Source organism: Vibrio sp. 2134-1, from assembly GCF_033339495.1.
Genome location: NZ_JAWOUS010000005.1, coordinates 17,254 through 42,523, shown reverse-complemented (window position 1 = coordinate 42,523; position 25,270 = coordinate 17,254). Strand labels below are relative to the sequence as shown.

Below are 25,270 nucleotides of genomic sequence, written 5' to 3'. Positions count from 1 at the left end.
TCTGAGAACTTCATAGCCCCTCCAAAATAACGATAACAATTTTAACAACTCATTATCATTTTGAATAGCCCTATTCGTTCAAAAACTGAGAACTCCTGTCTGGTCGCTTGGTCAGATAAGGTGTAAATTTAAACGTGCGAACCACGCAGTTCTTGGTAGGAAAACGAATGGCAGACCCGACAAAGCAACCTGTTGTCATCGAACATCAGTCAGACACAAAAAAAAATACGCAACAAGAAAAGAAACAAGGCTACATAAAAGACAGTGCTAGTAAGGTAAAAACCATAGCCCAAATACACGGTCTTGACGCCTTACTGCAAACCGAACCGCCAGCCAAATCTGCGTTTGAAAGAGCCCAATTGCGAGAGCAACGACGCCAAGAACAGCGACAAAAAAACTTAGAACAGATTTTAAAATTAGCGCACAGTTCATGCCGAGATGAGACAGCGGGAGAGCCAGACCAAGATTGGTTGCATCGATTTTTTGAGATGGCTCAAGACATCCATAACAGCGCGATGCAAAAGCTATGGGCTCAAGTGATGAAGCGTGAAGTGACCAATCCGGGCTCAACATCCATGAAAGCGTTGAAAACCCTCAAAGATATGTCACCAAAGGAAGCACAAACTCTGCAAAGAGCCGCCTCTTTAGCGTGCAGTTTTGGAGGGGATCACAGCAGAAAACTGTTGATTGGTTACAAAGCGCAAGGAGGCATATTTAGCTTCGGCAAGCGAGACGTCGCCAACAGCCTAAATATGGGAAGTTTTCAACTGCCGTATTCAAGCTTGTTGCTCTTAATTGAATTAGGGCTGCTGCACAGTGCCGAACTTGAATCTGGCGAAATTAGTATCGAGACACCGTTGGTCCTCACCTACCAAGGTAAAAACTTGTCACTGAACGTAAACAGTAAAGGTGTCCGCCTTTTATATTACCGCTTCACACCCACAGGTAATGAGCTCTGTACCTTGCTCGGAAACAAACCACATGCCGAATACTACGATCAAATGCTTGCACTGTTAAATCATAGATTTAGTGTCCATAGTGAAGCTAAAAGTACGGTTCATCATACCGTCTAACCAGCTTGAGAAGCATTTGATCACCTATGATCCAAATACTTCTCAAGCAGCTCAAAGAGCTTTAGGTCACCTATGATCTAAATGCTTTTTTATCGGATCACACCGCGTTGTTTAAGATCGATTAAGCACAAATCCACCAGCTCATCGACACTCTTTTCTCCCGCGGGCAAATCGATTTCAGGGTTCTCTGGCGCTTGATATTCCGAATCAATACCAGTGAAATTAGGAATCTCTCCCGCACGGGCTTTACGGTATAAACCCTTAGGATCTCGACCTTCGCAAACCTCTAGAGATGCATTGACATACACTTCGATAAACTCGCCTTCTGGCAATAAATCGCGCACTAACTTCCGCTCTGCACGATGCGGTGAAATAAACGCCGACAGAACAATTAAACCCGCATCTGCCATCAACTTCGCCAGTTCACCAATGCGACGAATGTTCTCGCGACGGTCCTGTTCAGAAAAACCTAAATCGCTACACAAACCATGCCGTACATTGTCACCATCCAATAAATAGGTGTGGTAACCCAATGCTGCAAGGCGATTTTCCAACGCACCTGCTACGGTTGATTTACCCGCTCCAGATAAGCCGGTAAACCACAATACGGCAGGTTTTTGCTTCTTTAATTCAGCACGAAACTGTTTATCAACCGAATGCTGGTGCCAAACAATGTTTTCATCTTTTACCGTCGTTTCGGCAGTCATAACGTATCCTTGTAAATATCGGAATTAAAACGGGAAAAAGACCGGGATCAAAGTAAGTACTAATACAGAGTACACAATCGAAATTGGCACTCCAATTCTCACGTAGTCGGTCAATTTGTAATTTCCTACGCTGTACACCAGCAGGTTAGTTTGGTAACCGTAGGGAGAGATAAAGCTCGCACTCGCGCCGAACAAAACCGCCATGATGAATGGCATCGGATCCACGCCATAACCCACCGCCATACTATAGCCGATAGGAAAAGAAAGCGCAGCCGCGGCATTGTTTGTCACCAATTCAGTGAGTACCAATGTCATGATATAAGTCGCCACCAAGGCACCAAATACTCCCCAGCCATTAAACGCTTCAATAAACATCACTCCCATTCTTTCTGACAATCCAGAAGAGATCATCAGTTGAGCAATAGACAAAGCGGAACCTACAATCACGACGATATCGATCGGAAAACGGCGGCGCAGTTCTGAAATCTGCACAATACCAAACGCAATAAGCGCGATAAGGTACGCAGCTAGACCTTTAATAATCGGTACTAACTCTAATAGAGCGCATCCAATTACGGCTGCAAAGCCCAGTAATACAATGGAAGACTTATTCGTATCAAGCCGAGCGCTAGAGTCCAAGTCATGCACTAAAACAAACTCTTTACGATGAGCTCGGCGTTCAGACTCAAAACGCTTGCCTGGAACCAGAACTAACGTGTCCCCAGGCGCTAAGGTAATGCTACCCAAGCCACCTTCTAGGCGTTCGTGGCCTCGGCGAATCGCCACAACAACGGCATCGAATCGGTCGCGGAATCGGCTCTCTTTGAGGGTTTTGTAGCAAAACGTCGCCGACGAGCTCACCACAACTTCGATAAAGTTTTGCCCATTTAAGTGCTGCTGACCAAACAACTTGAGGCCCGGAATTTCTTGCAGGGTCGCGACGCTCTCAACATCGCCACAAAATAACAGGCGGTCTTTTGCATTGAGCACAAAATCCGGTCCCACAGAAGAAACAGTAACACCATCGCGCACCACTTCTGCAAGAAACAGTTTGCGCAGCGCACGTAAATTATTCTCGCTGATCGTACGCCCAACTAGCGGTGAGCCTGGCTCAACGCGAGACTCAAGAAAGTAAGGTAAATCTTCTTGGTTTTGATCATCATAATTCGGTAGCAAGTAGCTCAGTGGGATAAGAATCAGCATCCCTCCCACCAGCACAGCCAAACCTATCATCGTAGGTGTAAAAAAACTCAGGCTCGGTAAGCCTGCGTCTTCGACAAAGCTGTTGATGATTAAGTTAGTCGACGTACCAATCAAAGTTAACGTGCCACCAAAAATGGCGGCGTAAGACAAGGGAATAAGTAATTTCGAAGGTGCATGCTGCTGATTACGCTTAATCGCCCCAATCAATGAGACAACCACAGCGGTATTATTCGTAAATGAAGAAAGCAAGGCGGTCGATACACCGAGCTTAGCAATCACGCTGCCTAACTGGCCCTCAGAGATACTTCGGCTCACCCAACTGATCAGCAGTGTTTTTTCTAGAGCACAGGATGCAAGAATCAATAGAACCAGGGTTAACAATGAAGAGTTGGTAAAATTGGATGCGATAGTGGCTGAATCCATCATCCCAGCCATGAATGCAATAAAAGCGGCACCCGCAAAGACGTAACTAGGCTTAATTTTCGTGACAAGCAAGCAAGTGATAATGCCAAGCAAAATCGCTAACACAAACCCTTGTTCCCACATAGCCTTTCCTTACCAAATAGCCCCAAAGGGCACAACAACGACTCATTTATCCATGAAACACCGACAAACGAGTAAACAGACAAAAATCAGCGCAAGCGAAAAGAACATCAGAATGCTCGGTTTTCTGGGCTCCACCGAAGCATTCTGGTATTAGGAGAATACCTAACGACATTTCGCAATTCAGTTAGGTAGCGACGCCCCAAGTACAACAGCAGACAGAGCCTGAAATTATCGTACTTGGGTAAGCCAGTTACTTTTTCAGAAACTGGCTGACGTCTTTTGCTTCCCAGTGTGGGAAGTGTTTACGGACAAGCGCATTAAGCTCAACTTCAAACGCAGAGATGTCCGTCAAATCGCGCTCAACCACGGCGAGGCTCTCTTTAACCATGCCAGCACCAACCGTCACGTTTGTCAGACGATCGATAATGATAAAGCCACCGGTATCTGCACAGTCTTGATAATTGTCCAGCGCGACTGACTCATTAAGAGACCATTCACACAAACCAATACCATTCAATGGCAGCTCTGCCGAGCTATGAGTCGAGAGATTATTAATGTCATATTGATGACGAATCGCTTCAACATGACCTACGGTTTTCTTACCTGCGATTTTGATGTCATAGTCACGACCCGGTTGCAGGGGTTGCTCTGTCATCCACACCACATCGGCAAGCAAATGGTTTGTGGTTTCCACTTGAGCATTATCTAGAACAATCAAATCTCCACGGCTAATATCGATCTCATCGCTTAGCGTCAGAGTGACAGCTAATCCGGCACGAGCTTCTTCAATATCACCATCAAATGTCACAATACGTGCCACAGTTGACGTTTTACCCGATGGCAATGCTTTAATCGCATCACCGACTTTGATCGAACCAGAAGAAATGGTCCCCGCAAAGCCACGGAAATCGAGGTTAGGACGATTAACGTATTGCACAGGGAAGCGGAACTCACCCGCGCCTTTTTCTTGATCCACATCGACCGTTTCAAGAAGCTCAAGCAATGATGGGCCTTTAAACCAAGTCAGGTTTTGGCCTTTATCCACCACATTGTCCCCTTCAAGCGCTGAGATCGGGATGATTTGAATATCAATATCCCCTGTCAGATTCTCAGAGAACTTCAGATACTCGTCGCGGATCTCTTCAAAGCGCTCTTGGGAGTAATCCACTAAGTCCATCTTGTTGATCGCCACAACAAAGTGCTTCAAACCCAACAGGTTGGAAATGAAAGAGTGACGACGAGTTTGATCGAGAATGCCCTTACGTGCATCAACTAGAATCACAGCTAAGTCACATGTCGATGCACCTGTAGCCATGTTACGTGTGTACTGCTCGTGTCCAGGAGTATCTGCAATGATGAATTTACGTTTCTGCGTCGAGAAATAGCGGTAAGCTACATCAATCGTGATCCCCTGCTCGCGCTCAGCTTGTAAGCCATCGACCAACAACGCAAGGTCAGGCTTTTCACCCGTGGTGCCCACACGTTGGCTGTCTGAGTGCACTGCCGCTAGCTGATCTTCATAAATTTGTTTTGAGTCATGGAGTAAGCGACCGATTAATGTACTTTTACCGTCATCCACCGAGCCACAAGTCAAGAATCTAAGTAACGACTTGTACTGGTGTTGTGTTAAATAGCCTTCGATACCAAGCTCGGCTAATTGAGCTTCAACTGCACTGTTCATTATCTTTCCTTAGATCCTTTAGAAGTAACCTTGACGTTTCTTAAGCTCCATCGATCCTGACTGATCGTGGTCGATCGCTCGGCCTTGGCGCTCACTCGACGTTGCCACCAGCATCTCTTCGATAATGCCAGTTAAAGTGTTTGCTTCAGACTCGATGGCCCCAGTCAATGGATAACAACCAAGGGTACGGAAGCGCACACTCTTCTCTTCAATCACTTCACCCGGTTGAAGCTCCATACGATCATCATCAACCATGATCAGCATGCCATCGCGTTCAACAACTGGGCGTTTGTCCGCGAGGTAAAGCGGCACGATCTCGATGTTTTCTAAATAGATGTATTGCCAGATATCAAGCTCAGTCCAGTTAGACAGCGGGAATACACGAATGCTCTCACCCTTATTAACCTGACCGTTGTACGTCTTCCATAGCTCAGGACGTTGGTTTTTAGGGTCCCATGTATGGTTCTTATCGCGGAATGAATACACGCGCTCTTTCGCCCGTGATTTCTCTTCGTCGCGGCGCGCGCCACCAAAGGCCGCATCAAAACCGTACTTGTTCAGCGCTTGTTTTAAGCCTTGAGTCTTCATGATGTCAGTGTGCTTAGAAGAACCATGAACAAACGGACTACAGCCCATGGCTAGACCTTCTGGATTCTTATGTACCAAAAGCTCAAAACCGTATTTGGCCGCGGTGCGATCACGAAATTCAATCATCTCGCGGAACTTCCAATCGGTGTCGACATGCAGCAATGGAAATGGAATCTTACCTGGGTAAAAAGCTTTACGCGCAAGGTGCAGCATCACTGATGAGTCTTTACCAATCGAATACATCATGACTGGGTTATCAAACTCAGCCGCAACTTCACGGATGATGTGGATACTCTCCGCTTCGAGTTGTTTAAGGTGAGTTAAACGTTGTTGGTCCATGTTTTGTATTTCCTTTTTAAGCTTGAAGGCGCATTACGTCTCTAATCTTTGGTCTGAAATTATATGGAGTTGGCAATAGCACTTTTGTTGAATTCAGTACTAGACAAAAACCAGTCTAACTTTTGAGACAGTCGCACTACCTCTCCGACAACAATCAAAGATGGCGACTGTGCTTCCTTCGATAAATCAGAGAGTTGGGAGAGTTCTCCCGTAAATACTTTTTGTTGAATCTGCGTGCCACGCTCAATAATGGCAATCGGAGTCGACGCTGAACGACCATGCTTAATGAGTTGATTCTGAATATAGTGTGATTTCATCAGCCCCATGTAGATCACTAAAGTCTGATTCCCACGCGCCAACGTGGACCAATCCATCTCATCACTTTCTTCTTTCAAGTGGCCAGTCACAAAGATGGCCGATTGCGCATAATCACGATGAGTCAGTGGAATACCAGCATAAGCGGTTGCGCCAGCTGCTGCGGTAATGCCAGGGACAACTTGAAAACGAACGCCGGCATCAGCAAGCACTTCTAACTCTTCACCACCACGACCGAATACAAACGGATCCCCACCTTTAATGCGCACTACTTTGTAGCCCTGCTTGGCAAAATCCACCAAAAGCTGATTCGTCTTCTCCTGCGGCACACTGTGATGCCCAGCTCGCTTCCCAACGCACACCAAAATCGTATCGCTTGGAATCAATGCCATGATTTCTTCAGACACCAAGTAGTCGTACAAAACCACATCAGCTTGCTGCAAGCAGTTCAGTGCTTTCACCGTCAGAAGTTCAGGATCGCCTGGTCCTGCACCTACTAAGGCGACTTCACCAGGCTGTAGCGATTGCTTTGCAAAACGAGTAACACCAGCGACTGGGTTGTCAGAAACTAACCGGGGCTTTGGTTTAGGAAAAGAAGTGACTGAATCGTTCGTTGCCATGTGCTTGCTCATCGTCCATTGATATCGTTATGCAAGCATTATGGCGGGGCGTTTATATTACCTGAAATTCTAAAATTTCATTTTTTATTCAAAAATCTGCTAAGAAGTTTTTGTTTGGTCTCATTCAAAAGCGTGAAAAAGTCGGCGGTTAATATGAATAAGGTTCAGTAAACTGATTAATGTTCACAGTTTTCTGTATCTTTATCATCGAGTTGCATCTGTGTTTGATACATTACGCAGTACGATTTCCCCTTATCATTGAATTGGAGCACCAAATGAAAGTGGCAGTTCATCCTATTTCCCTCGCAGTATTAAGTGGCATGCTAACGCTTGCTGGCCCAACAATGGCCGATACCATCAAGCTTCGTATTATCGAAACCACCGACATTCACACCAACGTGATGGATTACGATTACTACAAAGACCAACCATCACAGCAAATCGGTTTAAGTCGCGCAGCGACAATAGTGAAACAAGCTAAGTCCGAGACAGAAAACACGGTACTAGTAGATAACGGTGATTTAATTCAGGGCAGCCCAATGGGCGATTACATGGCGGCAAAGGGGATTAATCCCGGCGACGTGCACCCAGTCTACAAAGCGATGAACAAGCTAGACTACGATGTGGGCAACATTGGCAATCATGAGTTCAACTATGGCTTAGATTTCCTACAAACGACGTTGAAGGGGGCAAACTTCCCTTACATCAATGCAAACGTATTTGATAAACAAACCGGTGAGCATTACTTCAAGCCTTACCTCATCAAAACTCACACATTTAAAGACACAGACGGCGAAGCGCATCAAATAAAAGTGGGTTACATCGGCTTTGTACCACCACAAATTATGGTATGGGATAAGAAGAACTTAGAAGGCAAAGTCTTTGCTAAAGACATTAAGGAAACAGCAGAGAAACTGATTCCTCAAATGAAGAAAGAAGGCGCAGACGTGATTGTGGCGATTCCACACTCGGGCATTTCTACTGATCCATACAAACTAGGCGCTGAAAACTCTGTTTACTACCTCACAGAAGTTGAAGGTATTGATGCGATTGCTTTTGGCCACTCTCACGCCGTCTTCCCAGGGAAAGACTTCGCAAACCTACCTGGTGTTGATATAGATAAAGGGACCATCAATGGTGTAACGTCCGTGATGCCGGGTCGCTGGGGAAGTCACGTAGGTGTGATGGATTTGATGCTGAAAGAGAAAGACGGCAGATGGCAAGTCATCGAAGGCCAAGCAGAAGCACGCCCTATCTTCGATAAAGTAAATAAGAAGTCATTAGCTAAAGCCGATGAAGATATTGTGAAAGCGTTAGAAGAAGATCACAAAGGCACTCGTGAATTTGTAAACCAACCAATCGGCAAAGCAAATGATGTCATGTACAGCTTCTTGGCATTAGTGCAGGACGACCCCACCATTCAAATCGTTAACCTTGCTCAGAAAGACTACGTAGAACGCTTTATTCAAGGCGACCCAGACCTTTCTGACATTCCAGTACTGAGTGCGGCAGCACCATTTAAAGTCGGCGGTCGTAAGAACGATCCGAATAACTTTACAGAAGTAGAATCCGGTCAGCTCACCTTTCGTAATGCGGCCGATCTTTACTTATACCCAAACACCTTGGTTGCGATGAAAGTGAAAGGTAAAGAAGTTCGCGAATGGCTAGAGTGCAGTGCGGGTCAATTCAACCACATCGACATCAACAATCCTAAACCGCAATCTTTGATTGATTGGGATAATTTCCGTACTTACAACTTCGATGTTATTGATGGGGTTAACTACCAAATCGACGTTACCCAACCGCCGAAGTACGATGCGGATTGTAAAGTGATTAATCCAGATTCTCAGCGTATTGTGAACCTGACGTTCAACGGTAAGCCTTTCAATCCGAAGCAAGATTTCATCATCGCAACCAATAACTACCGTGCTTATAGCAATACTTTCCCTGGTACAGGCCCAGATTTCATTGCGTTTGACGCACCAGATGAAAACCGCTCTGTCGTCGCCACTTATATTTCTCGCGTGAGTGAAGAAAAAGGAGAAGTGACACCAAGCGCTGACAACAACTGGTCTTTCGCACCGATTAAGTCCGATAACAAGCTAGATATTCGTTTCGAAACCTCCCCTAGCGATAAAGCGGCGCAGTTCATCAAAGAGAAAGGACAATACCCAATGAAACGCGTGTCAACAGACGACATTGGTTTCGCAATTTATCAAATCGATCTGAATAAATAAGGTTGATTTGACAACAACACTAAGCGGCTCTCATGAGCCGCTTTTTTGTTATCAATAAAACCCGTTAAAATAAAGAAAACCGTTTCTGAGTTATCACATGCACAGCGATCTTTTTTCAGACTTAGTCAAACATGGCTTTTTAGAGACAGAAGCAAACCAACTTATTGAAAATGGTGAGTTGCTCGAACTGCCTACACGCCACATTCTTAATCACCAAGGGGAGTTTAGCTCACACCTTTACTTCATCATTGAGGGGTTATGCCACGCAAGCTATCTTACTGAGCACGGCAAAGAATTCAGTAAAGAATTTTATTGGGAGAAGGACTGGGTTATCGGGTTTGAGAGCATAATAAAGGACCAACCTTCGCCTTACTTATTGGAAACGCTGAGCGCTTGTCAGCTATTTTGCTTGCCAATTGAAACGTTGCATCACTGGCGAGCAGAAAAGCACGCCATTTACTTAAAGCTACTCGAAAACCAACTGATTAATAAAGAGAACAAAGAACGCTTTATGTTGCTCTACTCTCCAGAAGAACGATATCAATTATTTTGCGCTCATTACCCAGATTTAAAGCAACGTATTACCGATAGTCAAATTGCGGCCTACCTCGGCATTACGCCAATCAGTTTGAGCCGAATCAAAGCGCGCTTAACCAAAGATCACACTCTCAAATAAACTCAAAAAAGAAAAAAGCTCTTCAAACGAAGAGCTTTTTCTCTGCTATTTGAGCTATTTAAGAATTCGCGCCCGGAATTGGCGCCCTTTCATCTTGCCGTTACTAATGGTCTGTAGAGCCTTTTTAGCCACAGACTTTTCGACGGCAACATAAGCGCGTACAGGGAACAGGTGAATCTTTCCGACTTGAGAGCCTGGAATACCATTTTTTCCTGTCAAACAACCTAAAATATCACCCGGTCGTACTTTCTGTTTCTTACCGCCATCAATGTTAATCGTAACCATCTTCGCTTGGTATGGCTGCTGATTTGATTTGGCAGGCAATGTTGCTGGTACCACGTCCATCTCTAGGTATTCTTCAATACGAGCTACACGTAAACCGTCTTTCTCACCAAAAAAGCTGAACGCTAAACCTTTACTACCCGCACGACCTGTACGACCAATACGGTGCACATGAACCTCAGGATCGCGCGATAGCTCAAAGTTAAAGACAGCATCAAGATTATCAACGTCCAAACCACGCGCTGCAACGTCTGTTGCAACAAGGATAGACACACTCTTGTTAGCAAACTGCACCAATGCTTGGTCGCGTTCACGCTGCTCTAAGTCCCCATGGATATCGATAACGCTGAATCCTTTGTGATGCAACTCATCTGCGACACTTTGCACTTCTTTTTTGGTATTACAAAAAACCACCGCGGACTCTGGCTGGTGAGTCAGCAGCAAATTCGCCAATGCTTCATCACGTGCTTCCGAGCCTTCAACTTTATAGAAGTACTGCGCAATGCTTGAGGTATCATGCGTCGATTCCACCTTAATCACTTCCGGTGTCTGCATTATACGCTGCGCAATTTGCTCAATTTTTTCTGGAAAAGTAGCACTGAAAAGTAGAGTTTGACGCTGCTTTGGCGCTGCATCGATGATTGCATCTAATGCGTCTTGGAACCCCATGTCCAACATGCGATCAGCTTCATCTAGCACCAAGGTATTCAGTTCGCTAAGATCAATTCGGCCTTTTTCAAGGTGATCCAAAATACGACCAGGAGTACCAACTAGGATATGCGCACCATGCTCCAGCGAACCAATTTGTGGCCCCATAGGCATCCCACCGCAGAGAGTAAGCACTTTAATATTATGAATGCCGCGACCTAAAGTACGAATTTCCTTCGCTACTTGGTCTGCAAGCTCACGCGTTGGACACAGTACTAATGACTGGACACGAAAGCGTTTGACGTTGAGGTTCGATAAAACCCCTAAACCAAATGCAGCGGTTTTACCTGAGCCCGTTTTACCCTGCCCGATGACATCACGATGTTTTAGGATTGCAGGCAAGCTCAAAGCTTGAATTGGCGTCATGTGGGTATAGTTCAGGGAATCAAGTGTGGCAAGTAACGCTGGGTTAAGCCCTACTTGATCGAATGTTTGTTTGCTCACGGGGATATCCTCAGGTGAGATGGAAAGAGGGCACATTATCACCAGATTTGGTGGGAAAACCAGTGCTAATTAACCTTTGTTAATGAGTATGAGCTCAAAACAAAGTAAAGTCAGTCACTCTATTCTCATTACGGATGACAACATGCTCACTTGGATTACTTTGCCCTTTGCTCAGCTAACAACCACACAGCTGTATGAAATGATGAAATTGCGTGTGGATGTATTCGTTGTTGAACAAACCTGCCCTTATCCTGAACTTGATGGTAAGGACACACTCGAAGGCGTTTATCATCTAATAGGCTATCACGGTGATGAACTGGTTGCTTGCGCACGATTACTGCCCGCAGGCACTACGTATGACAATGTGAGTATTGGTCGAGTGGTGACAAAGCAGACCGCGCGAGGCGGTGGCTTAGGTCATAAGTTATTGGACAAGGCATTGGCACAATGCGAAACATTATGGCCAGGGCAGACAATAGATATAGGTGCTCAAGAACACCTCATCCAGTTTTATGCAAGTCATGGATTCAAGGTTATCTCAGAGTGCTACCTTGAAGATGGTATCCCTCATGTGGATATGCGGAAAGAATCCGTAGCGCTATAAGTTTCAATTCGATTGGTTACTATGAAAACTAATCGAATTAAAAAACTAACTAAAAAGACGCGATATATTCGCGTCTTTTCATTTGAAGCGTTTACTTGTTACGCCCAAAGGTCCCATCCGACAAACGGAAAAACATAACGGACCGCCCACTTTTTTCCAGCTGTAGCATATCTAACTCGCCTTCGTCACTAAGCTTAAAGCGAATCAACTGTCCCTGCTTTATTTGACTTAGCGGCTTATCACTGCCTTCTATTTTGACCAGAGCGCTAAGATCCGCCATAGAGAGCTGATTACTTCTGAAAACCTGCGCTAATGTATCACCATTTTTAACCGTGTACTCTTTCCAGTCTTCAGATTTCGGTCCAGAGTTCTGAGAGGTTCTCTGCTGGCTTAAACTCTGCGCGTTCAGCTCAATCGCTACGCGTTGATGATCGACCTCAGTCTGCTCAACTGGTTGATCTGTTTTATTTGGCAAAGGAATAACAAGGAGTACCAGAATCAATGGCACTAAGACCATCAAAGCACGCTGATGAAATTTAGGCAGACGCAACCAAAACTGCTTAACAGGCTGTATACGCTCCAACCATTGCTCTTTGTTGAACGGCTGCTTCCAGTCGATAGCAGCGAATTTTTGTTTAACCAATTCGACATAGTCGACTTGCTGCTTTTTCTTTCTGCGACGATTCATTGTAATGAGTCCCTTAATACTTCTACGGTCAGTATAAAAATACCGACGCGGAGAGTATATGTTTTTCACCAAACTAAAATGGAATTGGGATTAAATTAGCAGAAATTTCACTTGGAGTAAGAGATAAGTCACAACCTGGCCGCCTCAATTAAGCATTCAGTCGCAATCATTTAAACCTAAGCTCGAAACTGATATCCTGTTACCTTTATCACTCCTAATAAGAGCGACATTCATGTCTGAAATTAAATTTGAAACTGCAGAACAAAAAGCAAGCTACGGCATTGGTCTGCAAATGGGTCAGCAACTTGCAGGCTCTGGTCTTGAAGGTCTTAGCGTTGATGCTATCGCAGCGGGTATTGCAACAGCACTAACTGGTGACATGCCATCAATCGAAATTGATGAAATCAACAAAGCACTACAAGAACTTCACACTCGTGCAGAAACAGCTCGCCAAGAAGCAGCAAAAATTGCGGCAGCAGAAGGCGAAGCGTTCCTAAAAGACAACGCTCTACGACCTGAAGTTAACGTTCTAGACTCTGGTCTTCAGTACGAAATCATTTCTGAAGGTACTGGTGCAGTTCCTACAGCAGAAAGCTCAGTTCGCGTTCACTACCACGGTGAGCTAACTGACGGTACTGTATTCGATAGCTCTGTATCTCGCGGTCAACCTGCTGAATTCCCTGTTACAGGTGTAATCAAAGGTTGGGTAGAGGCACTACAACTAATGCCTGTTGGCTCTAAGTGGAAGCTATACGTACCACAAGATCTTGCGTACGGTGAGCGTGGCGCTGGTGCGGCTATCCCTCCATTTGCAGCTTTAGTTTTCGAAGTAGAACTATTAGATATTATCTAATTGAAACCATTTTCAATTATGATTAAATAAAACGGCGCACTAGCGCCGTTTTTTTGTCTAAACTGAATAAACTTTCTCACCTCTGAACCTTTCACTCTGATAGCCTTTAAAAATAAAATCACTTTTAAAAAACGCTCAACCTTTGGAGGTACTATGCGTAAAACACTCCTAACTCTAGCACTCCTATCAATCAACATTGGTAGTGCGCACGCATTCTTAGATTCAGTCACTCAAAAAAGTAAAGAAAGTGGCCTGATGGACATGGTCGGCAGCAGCTTGAACACCGAGTCGTCTCCATTAACAGACATGCTAACTAGCCAATTACCAGTATCCACTGAGCAAGCAGCCGGAGGCAGTGGTGCACTACTCGCTTTGGCTCAAAGCCAGCTTTCGCAAGAAAATAGTAGTGAATTACAGTCTTTGATTCCTGGACTTTCAAACTTGCAAGGAGCACAAAGCTTACTAGGAAATATTGAGAATATCAGTGCAGTAAAAAGTGCATTCGATACGTTAGGTTTAGACCCATCTATGATCAGTCAGTTTGCTCCAGTAATCTTGGATTACTTGAACAAGCAAGGCGCTAGCGAAGGGCTTCTAAGTTCGTTGGGCGGGTTGTGGAATACTAGTAAATAAGCGTAAGTGATAATCACTTTTTAAATTGCCAGTCTGCATCGGTTGAAATAAATGCAGGCTGGATATAAAGGTTTACTGAATTACAGATACAAAAAAGCCGAGCTAATGCTCGGCTTTCTCGTTCTTACGAACTGATTACTCAGCAGCTTCTTCAGCAGCTGGGCGATCTACAAGCTCAATGTAAGCCATTGGAGCTTTATCACCAGCACGGAAGCCAGCTTTTAGGATACGAGTGTAACCGCCCTGACGAGCAGCAAAACGTGGACCTAGTTCGTTAAATAGTTTTGCAACTACTTCGTTGTCACGAGTACGTGCAAATGCTAGACGACGGTTAGCAACACTGTCAGTCTTAGCTAGTGTAATCAAAGGCTCAACTACGCGACGTAGCTCTTTTGCTTTTGGCAAAGTAGTCTTGATAACTTCATGACGTACTAGAGAGCTAGCCATGTTGCTGAACATCGCTTTGCGATGTGAGCTGTTGCGGTTGAGTTGACGACCACTCTTACGATGGCGCATGACCTAATCCTTCTAACTAGTATCGATTAATCTTCAGCGATTGATGCAGGTGGCCAGTTTTCTAGGCGCATGCCCAGAGACAGACCACGTGACGCAAGTACGTCTTTAATCTCAGTAAGAGATTTTTTACCAAGGTTAGGCGTTTTAAGTAGCTCAACCTCAGTACGTTGTACTAGATCACCGATGTAGTGAATCGCTTCTGCTTTCAGACAGTTAGCAGAGCGAACTGTTAGTTCAAGATCGTCTACAGGACGCAGTAGGATCGGATCGAATTCTGGCTTCTCTTCCTTCTCCTCAGGAACTCGTACATCACGAAGATCTACGAATGCATCCAATTGTTCAGCTAGGATTGTAGCTGCACGACGGATTGCTTCCTCAGGTTCTAGAGTACCGTTTGTTTCCATATCGATAACAAGCTTGTCTAGATCAGTACGCTGTTCTACACGAGCTGCTTCTACAGCGTAGGCAATTTTGTCTACTGGGCTGTAAGTAGCATCTACTAGTAGGCGACCGATAGGACGCTCGTCTTCTTCGTTATGGATACGCGCAGAAGCTGGAACATAACCACGACCACGTTCAACTTTGATACGCATTGCGATCTCAGCGTTGTCATCCGTTAGGTGACAAATTACGTGTTCAGGGTTAGCGATCTCTACATCACCATCATGGGTGATGTCACCTGCAACCACAGGGCCCGAGCCTGATTTGTTCAAAGTAATGAACACTTCATCTTTGCCTTCGGCAACGCGCACAGCCAAACCTTTAAGGTTTAGAAGAATTTCAAGAATATCTTCTTGAACGCCTTCTTTCGTGCTGTACTCATGAAGTACGCCTTCAATTTCTACTTCTGTTACAGCACAACCTGGCATAGAAGATAGAAGGATGCGGCGAAGTGCATTACCCAGAGTATGACCAAAGCCACGCTCTAATGGCTCAAGAGTTACTTTTGCGTGAGTCGAGCTGATTTGTTCGATGTCAACTAGACGTGGCTTAAGAAATTCTGTTACAGAACCCTGCATTGTGTCCTCTCTTTAGTTTAAACCTTACTTAGAGTAAAGCTCGACGATCAATTGTTCGTTGATGTCAGCTGATAGATCAGAACGCTCAGGCATACGCTTGAATGTACCTTCCATCTTGCCACCATCTACTTCAATCCAAGTTGGTTTTTCACGTTGTTCAGCAACTTCTAGAGCTGCTTTGATACGAGCTTGCTGTTTAGCTTTCTCGCGAATAGAAACAACGTCATTAGCCGCTACTTTGAAAGAAGGAACGTTTACAACTTTACCGTTTACTAGGATAGCTTTGTGGCTAACTAGCTGACGTGCTTCTGCGCGAGTTGCGCCAAAGCCCATGCGGTAAACTACGTTATCAAGACGACCTTCAAGAAGCTGAAGTAGGTTTTCACCAGTGTTGCCTTTTAGGCGAGCAGCTTCTTTGTAGTAGTTACGGAATTGTTTTTCTAGAACGCCGTACATACGACGTACTTTTTGCTTCTCACGAAGCTGAACGCCATACTCAGATAGACGACCGCGACGAGCGCCGTGTACACCTGGTGCGTTATCAATTTTACACTTGGTATCGATCGCGCGAACACCAGACTTAAGGAATAAGTCAGTGCCTTCACGACGGCTAAGCTTCAGCTTAGGACCCAAATATCTTGCCATGATTCTTCTCCAATTGTCCTAGAAACGCTATACGCGACGTTTCTTAGGTGGACGACAACCGTTATGAGGGATTGGTGTAGCATCAACGATGTTTGTGATGCGGAAACCAGCGGCGTTTAGTGCACGAACAGTAGATTCGCGACCTGGACCAGGACCCTTAACCATAACTTCCAAGTTCTTTAGGCCGTATTCTTTAGCCATTTCAGCACAACGCTCAGCAGCAACCTGTGCAGCGAACGGAGTAGACTTACGAGAACCACGGAAACCAGAACCACCTGCAGTAGCCCATGCAAGAGCGTTACCTTGACGGTCAGTAATGGTTACGATTGTGTTATTGAAAGAAGCATGGATGTGCGCAACGCCATCTGCAACTTGCTTGCGTACGCGCTTACGAGCGCGAGTTGGTTGTTTAGCCATTGTACTCTACCTTCCCGATTATTTCTTGATCGGCTTACGCGGACCCTTACGGGTGCGAGCGTTGGTTTTAGTACGCTGTCCACGTAGTGGTAGACTGCGACGATGACGAAGACCACGGTAACAGCCAAGGTCCATAAGACGCTTGATGTTCATAGATACTTCACGACGTAGATCACCTTCTACAGTGTACTTAGCTACACCATCACGCAGTTGATCGATCTGCTCTTCAGTTAGTTCACTGATCTTAACATTTTCAGCAATACCCACTTCAGCTAGGATAGCTTGAGAGCGAGTTTTACCGATGCCGTAGATCGCTGTTAGAGCGATTACTGCATGTTTCTGATCAGGAATGTTAATGCCTGCTATACGGGCCATTATTCACTCCTAAGTGTTTCTATAAAAGAATTAGCCGCAGCAAAGCCCGTTATGGATACGCTGCGGAATACTACTTCTTTTGCACGCAAAAGGTAGGCCGAGGAATATACTCGACCCAACCTTCATTTTCAAGTAAAAATTTCTGCTAATTAGCCTTGGCGCTGTTTGTGCTTTGGCTCACTGCAAATCACGCGAACGACACCGTTACGCTTGATTACTTTACAGTTACGGCAGATTTTTTTAACGGAAGCACGAACTTTCATTGCTAAACTCCGTAAATGAAACTGAGTCTACCGCCGGATTAACGGCCGTAGCCTTTCAGATTCGCTTTCTTCAACACAGAATCATACTGTTGAGACATCAGATGAGTCTGTACCTGTGCCATAAAGTCCATAATTACAACAACTACGATTAGTAGCGATGTACCGCCGAAGTAGAAACGTACGTTCCACGCGACCATCATGAACTCGGGAATCAGACAGATAAAGGTAATGTACAGTGCACCAGCAAGGGTTAAACGTGTCATTACTTTATCAATGTATTTCGCTGTCTGCTCACCTGGGCGGATACCGGGTACGAATGCACCAGACTTCTTCAAGTTATCTGCTGTTTCACGCGGGTTGAAAACCAACGCCGTGTAGAAGAAACAGAAGAAGATAATTGCTGCTGCATAAAGCATTACATACAACGGTTGACCTGGGCTAAGAGCCAAAGACACGTCAGTTAACCAACCGAACGCGCTGCTCTCACCGTTTTGACCAAACCACTGAGCCAATGTTCCTGGGAACAAGATAATACTTGATGCAAAAATCGCTGGAATTACACCTGCCATGTTAATTTTAAGAGGCAAGTGCGAGCTTTGCGCAGCAAATACTTTACGACCTTGTTGACGTTTCGCATAGTTAACGACGATTCGGCGTTGACCACGTTCCATGAAAACAACGAAGTAAATTACTGCAAAAGCTAATACCGCGATTAGCAACAGAAGAAGTACATGCAATTCACCTTGACGCGCTTGCTCGATTGTTTGACCGATTGCAGAAGGCAATCCAGCAACAATACCTGCAAAAATCAGTATCGAAATACCGTTACCAATTCCGCGCTCTGTAATTTGTTCACCTAACCACATCAAGAACATGGTACCGGTTACTAAACTTACGGTAGCAATTAGCGTAAACATGGTTTGGTTGATAACAACCAGATTGTCGACCATGTTTGGTAGGCCAGTTGCAATACCTATAGCTTGGAAGGTTGCAAGTACAAGCGTGCCGTAGCGTGTGTATTGGCTTATCTTACGACGGCCTGCTTCACCCTCTTTTTTGAGTTCAGCTAACGCTGGATGAACTACAGTTAGCAATTGGACAACAATAGATGCCGAAATATACGGCATGATGCCCAATGCTAATATAGATGCACGCTCAAGAGCACCACCGGAGAACATGTTAAACATTTCAACGATGGTACCTTTTTGCTGTTCGAACAAATCGGCAAGTACAGCAGCGTCAATACCAGGAATCGGCACAAAAGAGCCGGCTCGGAATACTAAAAGTGCACCAATTACGAATAACAAGCGCGACTTTAGTTCACTTAAGCCGCTCTGAGCACTACGAAAATCTTGTCCTGGTTTCTTAGCCATCTGTACCTCGTTCCTCGAGATTATTCCTCGATTTTACCGCCTGCAGCTTCGATTGCAGCTTTAGCGCCTTTAGTCACACGTAGACCTTTAACAGTCACTGCTTTGTTGATTTCACCAGAAAGAACAACTTTTACAAATTCGATGTTCTTAGTGATGATGTTAGCAGCTTTAAGACTGTTTAGATCAACTACGTCACCAGAAACTTTCGCTAGCTCAGCTAGACGAACTTCAGCAGACACTAGGCTCTTACGAGAAGTGAAACCGAATTTTGGTAGACGTTGTTTCAGAGGCATCTGACCGCCTTCGAAACCTGGACGAACACTGCCGCCAGAACGTGATTTTTGACCTTTGTGACCACGGCCACCAGTTTTACCTAGGCCTGAACCGATACCACGACCTACTCGCTTCGCAGAAGTTTTCGCGCCAGCAGCCGGTGCTAGAGTATTCAAACGCATTCTGATTACTCCTCAACTTTAACCATGTAGTAAACCTTGTTGATCATACCGCGAATACACGGAGTATCTTCAAGTTCTACTGTGTGGTTGATTTTACGAAGACCTAGACCGCGCAAAGTAGCTTTGTGCTTTGGCAGACGACCAATTGAGCTTTTAGTTTGAGTTACTTTAATAGTTGCCATGGTGTTCTTACTCCGAAATAGATTCAACAGTTAGACCACGTTTAGCAGCAACCATTTCTGGTGACTTCATGCTACCTAGTGCATCGATCGTTGCACGAACGATGTTGATAGGGTTCGTAGAACCGTACGCTTTAGATAGTACGTTGTGTACACCAGCAACTTCTAGTACTGCACGCATCGCACCACCTGCGATAACACCAGTACCTTCTGCAGCAGGCTGCATGTAAACTTTAGAGCCCGAATGGCGACCTTTCACTGGGTGGTGAAGAGTGCCTTCGTTTAGAGCGATCGTAGTCATGTTACGACGCGCTTTTTCCATTGCTTTTTGAATCGCTGCAGGTACTTCACGAGCTTTGCCGTAACCGAAACCTACACGACCGTTACCGTCACCAACTACTGTTAGTGCAGTGAAGCTCATGATTCGACCACCTTTAACCGTTTTAGAAACACGGTTAACTGCGATTAGCTTTTCTTGCAAATCATTCGCTTGAACTTGTTGTTCTTTAGCCATCTTCCAACCCTACCTTAGAATTTCAGACCAGCTTCGCGAGCAGATTCTGCTAGCGCCGCTACTCGACCGTGGTATTGGAAACCAGAACGATCAAATGCAACTGCAGTTACGCCCTTCTCTAGAGCGCGCTCAGCAATAGCTTTACCCACTGCTTTAGCTGCATCAACGTTACCAGTGTATTTCACTTGCTCACGGATCGCTTTTTCTACAGTAGAAGCTGCTGCGATAACCTCAGAGCCGTTAGCCGCGATAACCTGTGCGTACACGTGACGAGGAGTACGGTGTACAACTAGGCGAGTCGCACCCAGTTCTGCAATCTTACGACGTGCACGTGTAGCACGACGGATGCGAGATGCTTTCTTATCCATAGTGTTACCTTACTTCTTCTTAGCTTCTTTAGTACGCACATTTTCATCTGCGTAACGAACACCTTTGCCTTTGTATGGCTCAGGCTCACGGTAAGAACGAATGTCAGCCGCAACTTGACCAACTAGTTGCTTGTCAGCACCAGTGATCACGATTTCAGTTTGGCTTGGACATTCAGCTTTAATACCCGCTGGCAACTCGTGCTCAACTGGGTGTGAGAAGCCTAGTGTTAGACCTACAGCGTTGCCTTTGATAGCAGCACGGTAACCTACACCTTTAAGAGTTAGCTTCTTAGTAAAGCCTTCAGTAACACCAACAACCATGTTGTTAACTAGAGCGCGAGCAGTACCTGCTTGAGCCCATGCGTTAGCAACACCTTCTTTAGGACCGAAAGTCAGGTTATTTTCTTCCTGAGCGATTACAACTGCGTTGTTAAGAACGCGAGTTAGTTCGCCTTTCGCACCTTTTACAGTGATTTCTTGGCCGTTTAGTTTCACCTCTACGCCAGCTGGAATAGCGACAGGTGCTTTTGCAACACGAGACATAGTCTACTCCTTATTAAGCTACGTAAGCGATGATTTCACCACCAAGACCTGCTTTACGTGCAGCGCGGTCTGACATAAGACCCTTGGAAGTAGAAACGATAGCAATACCAAGACCACCCATTACAGAAGGAAGTTCATCTTTCTTCTTGTAAACACGTAGACCTGGACGAGAAACACGTTTAAGTTGCTCGATTACTGGTTTAGCTTGGAAGTACTTAAGTGTAACTTCTAGCTCAGGTTTTGCTTCGCCTTCAACAGCGAAGTCAACGATGTAACCTTCAGCTTTTAGTAGTGCAGCAATTGCAACTTTAAGCTTTGAAGAAGGCATTTTTACAGCAACTTTGTTTGCTGCCTGACCGTTACGAACGCGGGTCAGCATATCCGAAATCGGATCTTGCATGCTCATATGATTTACTCCAAATGATTAAGTGGCAATTACCAGCTAGCCTTACGAAGACCCGGAATCTCGCCTTTCATGCAAGCTTCACGAACCTTAATACGGCTTAGACCGAACTTACGTAGGTAACCGTGTGGACGACCAGTTTGGTTGCAACGGTTGCGCTGACGTGATGCACTTGAATCACGTGGAAGAGATTGCAGTGTAAGAACCGCGTTCCAACGATCTTCTTCAGATGCGTTTACATCGCTGATGATAGCTTTTAGCGCTGCACGCTTTTCAGCGAACTTAGCTACTAGCTTCGCACGTTTTGCTTCACGTGCTTTCATTGAATTTTTAGCCATAACAGTAACCCTTCACCTTACTTACGGAATGGGAAGTTAAAGGCAGCCAGCAGAGCACGGCCTTCCTCATCAGTACCAGCAGACGTCGTAATAGTGATGTCTAGACCGCGTACTCGATCAACTTTATCAAAGTCGATTTCCGGGAAGATGATTTGCTCGCGAACGCCCATGCTGTAGTTACCGCGACCGTCAAAAGACTTAGCGCTAACACCACGGAAGTCACGTACACGTGGAAGAGCGATGTTAATTAAACGCTCAAGAAAATCCCACATACGTTCGCCACGCAAGGTTACTTTACAACCGATAGGGTAGCCTTCACGGATTTTGAAACCTGCAACAGATTTGCGCGCTTTTGTGATAAGTGGCTTTTGACCAGAGATCGTTGCCATATCAGACGCTGCATTTTCTAGCAGTTTCTTATCGTTGATTGCTTCACCAACACCCATGTTTAGGGTGATTTTCTCGATTCTAGGGACTTGCATGACGCTTGTGTAACCGAACTGTTTGGTCAGTTCAGCGACTACAGACGACTTGTAGTAATCATGCAGTTTCGCCATAGTAGAACTCCAAATTACTTCTATTAGTTAGAAACGGTTTCGCCGTTAGACTTGAAGAAACGAACTTTTTTGCCGTCTTCAAAACGGAAACCGATACGGTCAGCTTTACCAGTAGCTGCGTTAAAGATAGCCACGTTAGAAACGTCGATAGCTGCTTCTTGCTCTACGATACCGCCTTGGATACCCATAGCTGGAACAGGTTTCTGATGTTTCTTAACTAGGTTGATACCTTCAACGATAACTTTACCAGTTGCTAGAACCTTAGTTACTTTACCTTTCTTGCCTTTGTCTTTACCAGCAAGAACGATTACTTCGTCATTACGACGGATTTTAGCTGCCATTTCTACGTGCTCCTTACAGAACTTCTGGAGCCAGTGAAACGATCTTCATGAACTTATCGCCACGAAGTTCGCGTGTCACAGGACCAAAGATACGTGTACCGATTGGTTGCTCAGTATTGTCGTTTAGCAATACGCAAGCATTTCGGTCGAAGCGAATGACAGAACCGTCAGGACGACGTACGCCTTTACGGGTGCGCACTACCACCGCCTTCAGAACATCACCTTTTTTAACTTTACCGCGAGGGATTGCTTCCTTCACAGTAACTTTGATGACGTCACCGATATGTGCATAACGGCGGTGAGAGCCACCCAGAACCTTAATACACATTACGCTGCGTGCGCCTGAGTTATCAGCTGCGTCCAGCATACTTTGCATTTGGATCATGTTAGTGCTCCGCTAAATATTAATAACTAGACCCATCACGGGTCGGGCTGCCTCTTTAAAAGGGACGCGAATTGTACCACCCTTTTTTGTGATTGGGTAGTCAAAAAATAAACGGCTCCAAAAATATTTTGGAGCCGCTTTAGTTTCATAGAATTAACGAGATTAAATCTTCGCCTTTTCTAGAACTTTTACCAAAGTCCAAGACTTAGTCTTAGACAGTGGACGACACTCTGCGATTTCAACTGTGTCGCCTAGGCCACACTCGTTGTTCTCGTCATGTGCGTGTACTTTAGTCGTACGTTTTACGTATTTACCGTAGATTGGGTGTTTTACGAAACGTTCGATAGCAACAGTGATAGACTTGTCCATCTTGTCGCTAACAACACGACCTTGTTGAGTACGTTTTACTTCGCTCATTATGCGCCTGCCTTCTCAGTCAAAACAGTTTTCACACGTGCGATATCACGGCGTACAGCTTTCAGAGTATGAGTTTGCTGTAGTTGACCAGTCGCAGCTTGCATGCGCAAGTTGAACTGTTCGCGTAGCAAATTCATTAGCTCAGCGTTAAGCTCTTCAACGCTTTTCTCGCGTAGATCTTGTGCTTTCATCACATCACCTGCTTAGTTACAAATGTAGTTTTGAAAGGCAGTTTACGTGCCGCAAGACGGAACGCTTCACGTGCCAATTCTTCAGGTACACCACCCATTTCGTACATAACCTTACCAGGTTGGATTTGGGCTACCCAGTACTCAACGTTACCTTTACCCTTACCTTGACGAACTTCAAGTGGTTTTTCTGTGATTGGTTTGTCTGGGAACACACGGATCCAGATTTTACCTTGACGCTTAACGTGACGTGTCATTGCACGACGTGCCGCTTCGATTTGACGAGCAGTTAGACGACCACGGCCAACAGCTTTAAGACCGAATTCGCCGAAGCTTACATCAGTACCTTTAGCTAGACCACGGTTACGACCAGTCTGAACCTTACGGAACTTAGTACGTTTAGGTTGTAGCATCTGTCGACTCCTTACTTACGGCCTTTACGCTGCTTCTTAGGCTTGTCGCCTTTAGGCTCTACAGCGTTAGCTGCTGGCATACCACCTAGGATTTCACCTTTGAAGATCCAAGTTTTAATGCCGATCACACCGTATTGAGTGTGAGCCGAAGAAGTTGCGTAATCAATGTCAGCACGTAGAGTGTGTAGAGGCACACGGCCTTCACGGTACCACTCTGAACGTGCGATTTCAGCGCCGCCTAGACGACCGCTTACTTCCACTTTGATACCTTTAGCGCCTAGGCGCATTGCGTTTTGTACTGCGCGCTTCATAGCACGACGGAACATAACACGACGCTCTAGCTGAGACGCGATGCTGTCACCAACAAGTTGCGCATCTAGTTCAGGCTTACGTACTTCAGCGATGTTAATTTGCGCTGGTACACCTGCAATTTTAGCTACAGCTGCGCGTAGCTTCTCAACGTCTTCACCTTTCTTACCGATAACAACGCCTGGACGAGCAGTGTGAATAGTCACACGGATGCTCTTAGCAGGACGCTCGATAACGATACGTGATAGAGACGCTTTTTTCAGTTCACTTGTAAGGAACTGACGTACCTTGAAGTCGCCGTCTAGGTTGTCAGCGAAATCTTTGGTGTTAGCAAACCATGTAGCATTCCAAGGCTTAACGATGCCTAGACGAATACCATTTGGATGTACTTTTTGACCCATTGCTTACTCTCCTAGTCTCTAGCGATCTGCTACAACAACAGTGATGTGGCTTGAACGCTTCAAGATACGATCCGCACGACCTTTAGCACGAGGCATAATACGCTTCATGGTTGGGCCTTCATCTACAAAGATTTTTGCGACATTCAGATCGTCAATATCTGCACCTTCGTTGTGCTCCGCGTTAGCGATAGCAGACTCTAGAACTTTCTTAACTAGTGCAGCAGCTTTTTTGTTGCTGAACGTTAGGATTTCTAGAGCTTGGTCAACAGATTTACCACGGATTAGATCCGCAACTAAGCGAGCTTTCTGAGGCGAAATGCGAGCAAAGTTATGTTTAGCAATTGCTTCCATTATCTACTCCTTAGCGCTTCTTAGCTTTCTTATCCGCAGCGTGACCGCGGTAAGTACGTGTTGGTGCGAATTCACCCAGTTTGTGACCGATCATTTCATCAGTTACAAATACTGGTACGTGCTGACGACCATTATGGACAGCGATGGTCAAACCGATCATCGTAGGGATGATCATTGAACGACGGGACCAAGTCTTAATAGGCTTTTTGTCTCCGCTTTCCACCGCTTTCTCTACCTTCTTCAGCAAGTGTAGGTCAATAAAAGGACCTTTCTTGAGAGAACGTGGCATGGCGATTCCTCTTT

General features: G+C 45.3%; 36 protein-coding genes. 6 read left to right on the top strand and 30 right to left on the bottom strand.

Annotated features, from left to right (window positions below; all coding sequences use genetic code 11):
- Positions 1-167: 167 nt before the first annotated feature.
- Positions 168-1,073 (top strand): TIGR03899 family protein, encoded by a 906-nt coding sequence (locus R7R78_RS08120; RefSeq protein ID WP_005379599.1) that lies wholly within the window; start codon positions 168-170, stop codon positions 1,071-1,073.
- An 89-nt stretch (positions 1,074-1,162) separates the two neighbouring features.
- On the opposite strand, the gene cysC is transcribed toward R7R78_RS08120, so the two are convergent.
- The 5 genes from cysC to cobA form a co-directional block, all read right to left on the bottom strand.
- A complete protein-coding gene (cysC, locus tag R7R78_RS08115; RefSeq protein ID WP_005379598.1) occupies positions 1,163-1,780 on the bottom strand; it encodes an adenylyl-sulfate kinase in 618 nt (205 codons plus the stop codon).
- A gap of 24 nt (positions 1,781-1,804) precedes the next feature.
- Positions 1,805-3,529, bottom strand: coding sequence for an SLC13 family permease (locus tag R7R78_RS08110; protein WP_005379596.1), 1,725 nt, complete (start codon positions 3,527-3,529; stop codon positions 1,805-1,807).
- 250 nt (positions 3,530-3,779) lie between these two features.
- Positions 3,780-5,210, bottom strand: coding sequence for a sulfate adenylyltransferase subunit CysN (gene cysN / locus R7R78_RS08105; protein ID WP_017633444.1), 1,431 nt, complete (start codon positions 5,208-5,210; stop codon positions 3,780-3,782).
- An 18-nt stretch (positions 5,211-5,228) separates the two neighbouring features.
- Positions 5,229-6,137 (bottom strand): sulfate adenylyltransferase subunit CysD, encoded by a 909-nt coding sequence (gene cysD, locus R7R78_RS08100; protein ID WP_005379592.1) that lies wholly within the window; start codon positions 6,135-6,137, stop codon positions 5,229-5,231.
- Between the two features lie 59 nt (positions 6,138-6,196).
- Positions 6,197-7,072, bottom strand: coding sequence for a uroporphyrinogen-III C-methyltransferase (gene cobA, locus R7R78_RS08095; RefSeq protein ID WP_031780800.1), 876 nt, complete (start codon positions 7,070-7,072; stop codon positions 6,197-6,199).
- A 275-nt stretch (positions 7,073-7,347) separates the two neighbouring features.
- Here cobA and cpdB point away from each other — a divergent pair, with 275 nt between their 5' ends.
- Positions 7,348-9,309 carry a 2',3'-cyclic-nucleotide 2'-phosphodiesterase gene (cpdB, locus tag R7R78_RS08090; RefSeq protein ID WP_225473401.1) on the top strand — a complete coding sequence of 654 codons (1,962 nt, stop codon included), beginning with the start codon at positions 7,348-7,350 and terminating at the stop codon, positions 9,307-9,309.
- 97 nt (positions 9,310-9,406) lie between these two features.
- Positions 9,407-9,985, top strand: a complete 579-nt coding sequence (locus R7R78_RS08085; RefSeq protein ID WP_213871821.1) for a Crp/Fnr family transcriptional regulator — start codon at positions 9,407-9,409, stop codon at positions 9,983-9,985.
- Positions 9,986-10,039: 54 nt separating this feature from the next.
- Here the strand turns inward: R7R78_RS08085 and dbpA are convergent, their stop codons facing one another.
- Positions 10,040-11,419 (bottom strand): ATP-dependent RNA helicase DbpA, encoded by a 1,380-nt coding sequence (dbpA, locus tag R7R78_RS08080; RefSeq protein WP_005379583.1) that lies wholly within the window; start codon positions 11,417-11,419, stop codon positions 10,040-10,042.
- Between the two features lie 142 nt (positions 11,420-11,561).
- On the opposite strand from dbpA, the gene R7R78_RS08075 reads away from it, so the two are divergent.
- Complete coding sequence (locus R7R78_RS08075) at positions 11,562-12,023, top strand: GNAT family N-acetyltransferase (RefSeq protein WP_017820295.1); 462 nt, start codon at positions 11,562-11,564, stop codon at positions 12,021-12,023.
- Between the two features lie 91 nt (positions 12,024-12,114).
- Here R7R78_RS08075 and R7R78_RS08070 read toward each other — a convergent pair whose 3' ends face one another.
- Positions 12,115-12,711 (bottom strand): LysM-like peptidoglycan-binding domain-containing protein, encoded by a 597-nt coding sequence (locus R7R78_RS08070; protein ID WP_017820296.1) that lies wholly within the window; start codon positions 12,709-12,711, stop codon positions 12,115-12,117.
- Positions 12,712-12,943: 232 nt separating this feature from the next.
- Here R7R78_RS08070 and R7R78_RS08065 point away from each other — a divergent pair, with 232 nt between their 5' ends.
- Positions 12,944-13,564, top strand: coding sequence for an FKBP-type peptidyl-prolyl cis-trans isomerase (locus R7R78_RS08065; protein ID WP_005383137.1), 621 nt, complete (start codon positions 12,944-12,946; stop codon positions 13,562-13,564).
- A gap of 153 nt (positions 13,565-13,717) precedes the next feature.
- Positions 13,718-14,197 carry a DUF2780 domain-containing protein gene (locus R7R78_RS08060; RefSeq protein ID WP_017820297.1) on the top strand — a complete coding sequence of 160 codons (480 nt, stop codon included), beginning with the start codon at positions 13,718-13,720 and terminating at the stop codon, positions 14,195-14,197.
- Positions 14,198-14,332: 135 nt separating this feature from the next.
- Here R7R78_RS08060 and rplQ read toward each other — a convergent pair whose 3' ends face one another.
- From rplQ to rpsS, 23 genes are all read right to left on the bottom strand, one after another.
- Positions 14,333-14,713, bottom strand: coding sequence for a 50S ribosomal protein L17 (gene rplQ / locus R7R78_RS08055; RefSeq protein ID WP_005383141.1), 381 nt, complete (start codon positions 14,711-14,713; stop codon positions 14,333-14,335).
- Positions 14,714-14,739: 26 nt separating this feature from the next.
- A complete protein-coding gene (locus R7R78_RS08050; RefSeq protein ID WP_005383143.1) occupies positions 14,740-15,732 on the bottom strand; it encodes a DNA-directed RNA polymerase subunit alpha in 993 nt (330 codons plus the stop codon).
- Between the two features lie 24 nt (positions 15,733-15,756).
- A complete protein-coding gene (gene rpsD, locus R7R78_RS08045; RefSeq protein ID WP_005383146.1) occupies positions 15,757-16,377 on the bottom strand; it encodes a 30S ribosomal protein S4 in 621 nt (206 codons plus the stop codon).
- A 27-nt stretch (positions 16,378-16,404) separates the two neighbouring features.
- A complete protein-coding gene (gene rpsK, locus R7R78_RS08040; RefSeq protein ID WP_001118870.1) occupies positions 16,405-16,794 on the bottom strand; it encodes a 30S ribosomal protein S11 in 390 nt (129 codons plus the stop codon).
- An 18-nt stretch (positions 16,795-16,812) separates the two neighbouring features.
- On the bottom strand, positions 16,813-17,169 hold the full coding sequence (gene rpsM, locus R7R78_RS08035; protein ID WP_005383154.1) for a 30S ribosomal protein S13: 357 nt from the start codon (positions 17,167-17,169) through the stop codon (positions 16,813-16,815).
- Positions 17,170-17,318: 149 nt separating this feature from the next.
- Complete coding sequence (gene rpmJ, locus R7R78_RS08030) at positions 17,319-17,432, bottom strand: 50S ribosomal protein L36 (protein ID WP_000868186.1); 114 nt, start codon at positions 17,430-17,432, stop codon at positions 17,319-17,321.
- Positions 17,433-17,470: 38 nt separating this feature from the next.
- Complete coding sequence (gene secY, locus R7R78_RS08025; protein WP_005379562.1) at positions 17,471-18,805, bottom strand: preprotein translocase subunit SecY; 1,335 nt, start codon at positions 18,803-18,805, stop codon at positions 17,471-17,473.
- Positions 18,806-18,825: 20 nt separating this feature from the next.
- Positions 18,826-19,260 (bottom strand): 50S ribosomal protein L15, encoded by a 435-nt coding sequence (rplO, locus tag R7R78_RS08020; protein WP_005383155.1) that lies wholly within the window; start codon positions 19,258-19,260, stop codon positions 18,826-18,828.
- 5 nt (positions 19,261-19,265) lie between these two features.
- Entirely contained in the window at positions 19,266-19,442 is a 177-nt protein-coding gene (gene rpmD, locus R7R78_RS08015) for a 50S ribosomal protein L30 (RefSeq protein WP_005379565.1), read from the bottom strand.
- A 7-nt stretch (positions 19,443-19,449) separates the two neighbouring features.
- Entirely contained in the window at positions 19,450-19,953 is a 504-nt protein-coding gene (rpsE, locus tag R7R78_RS08010) for a 30S ribosomal protein S5 (protein WP_004745894.1), read from the bottom strand.
- Between the two features lie 14 nt (positions 19,954-19,967).
- Complete coding sequence (gene rplR, locus R7R78_RS08005; RefSeq protein ID WP_005379568.1) at positions 19,968-20,321, bottom strand: 50S ribosomal protein L18; 354 nt, start codon at positions 20,319-20,321, stop codon at positions 19,968-19,970.
- 9 nt (positions 20,322-20,330) lie between these two features.
- A complete protein-coding gene (gene rplF, locus R7R78_RS08000; protein WP_005379570.1) occupies positions 20,331-20,864 on the bottom strand; it encodes a 50S ribosomal protein L6 in 534 nt (177 codons plus the stop codon).
- 13 nt (positions 20,865-20,877) lie between these two features.
- A complete protein-coding gene (gene rpsH, locus R7R78_RS07995; RefSeq protein WP_005379572.1) occupies positions 20,878-21,270 on the bottom strand; it encodes a 30S ribosomal protein S8 in 393 nt (130 codons plus the stop codon).
- A 29-nt stretch (positions 21,271-21,299) separates the two neighbouring features.
- Positions 21,300-21,605 carry a 30S ribosomal protein S14 gene (gene rpsN / locus R7R78_RS07990; protein ID WP_004410442.1) on the bottom strand — a complete coding sequence of 102 codons (306 nt, stop codon included), beginning with the start codon at positions 21,603-21,605 and terminating at the stop codon, positions 21,300-21,302.
- A 17-nt stretch (positions 21,606-21,622) separates the two neighbouring features.
- Positions 21,623-22,162, bottom strand: coding sequence for a 50S ribosomal protein L5 (gene rplE, locus R7R78_RS07985; protein ID WP_005379573.1), 540 nt, complete (start codon positions 22,160-22,162; stop codon positions 21,623-21,625).
- Positions 22,163-22,185: 23 nt separating this feature from the next.
- Entirely contained in the window at positions 22,186-22,503 is a 318-nt protein-coding gene (gene rplX / locus R7R78_RS07980) for a 50S ribosomal protein L24 (RefSeq protein ID WP_005379574.1), read from the bottom strand.
- 13 nt (positions 22,504-22,516) lie between these two features.
- Complete coding sequence (gene rplN, locus R7R78_RS07975; protein WP_004410450.1) at positions 22,517-22,888, bottom strand: 50S ribosomal protein L14; 372 nt, start codon at positions 22,886-22,888, stop codon at positions 22,517-22,519.
- Positions 22,889-23,050: 162 nt separating this feature from the next.
- Entirely contained in the window at positions 23,051-23,305 is a 255-nt protein-coding gene (gene rpsQ, locus R7R78_RS07970) for a 30S ribosomal protein S17 (protein ID WP_005379575.1), read from the bottom strand.
- Positions 23,305-23,496: a 50S ribosomal protein L29 gene (gene rpmC / locus R7R78_RS07965; protein WP_005379576.1), complete on the bottom strand. Its 192-nt coding sequence runs from the start codon at positions 23,494-23,496 to the stop codon at positions 23,305-23,307. Before rpmC ends, rpsQ begins: the two co-directional genes overlap by 1 nt.
- Positions 23,496-23,906 carry a 50S ribosomal protein L16 gene (rplP, locus tag R7R78_RS07960; protein ID WP_005379577.1) on the bottom strand — a complete coding sequence of 137 codons (411 nt, stop codon included), beginning with the start codon at positions 23,904-23,906 and terminating at the stop codon, positions 23,496-23,498. The genes rpmC and rplP overlap by 1 nt, the downstream gene beginning before the upstream one ends.
- A gap of 11 nt (positions 23,907-23,917) precedes the next feature.
- The gene (rpsC, locus tag R7R78_RS07955; RefSeq protein WP_005383161.1) at positions 23,918-24,616 is read right to left on the bottom strand and encodes a 30S ribosomal protein S3; all 699 of its coding nucleotides are present in this window, start codon (positions 24,614-24,616) and stop codon (positions 23,918-23,920) included.
- Between the two features lie 18 nt (positions 24,617-24,634).
- Positions 24,635-24,967, bottom strand: a complete 333-nt coding sequence (gene rplV, locus R7R78_RS07950) for a 50S ribosomal protein L22 (RefSeq protein WP_005383164.1) — start codon at positions 24,965-24,967, stop codon at positions 24,635-24,637.
- A gap of 10 nt (positions 24,968-24,977) precedes the next feature.
- Entirely contained in the window at positions 24,978-25,256 is a 279-nt protein-coding gene (gene rpsS / locus R7R78_RS07945; RefSeq protein WP_004394525.1) for a 30S ribosomal protein S19, read from the bottom strand.
- Positions 25,257-25,270 lie beyond the last annotated feature (14 nt).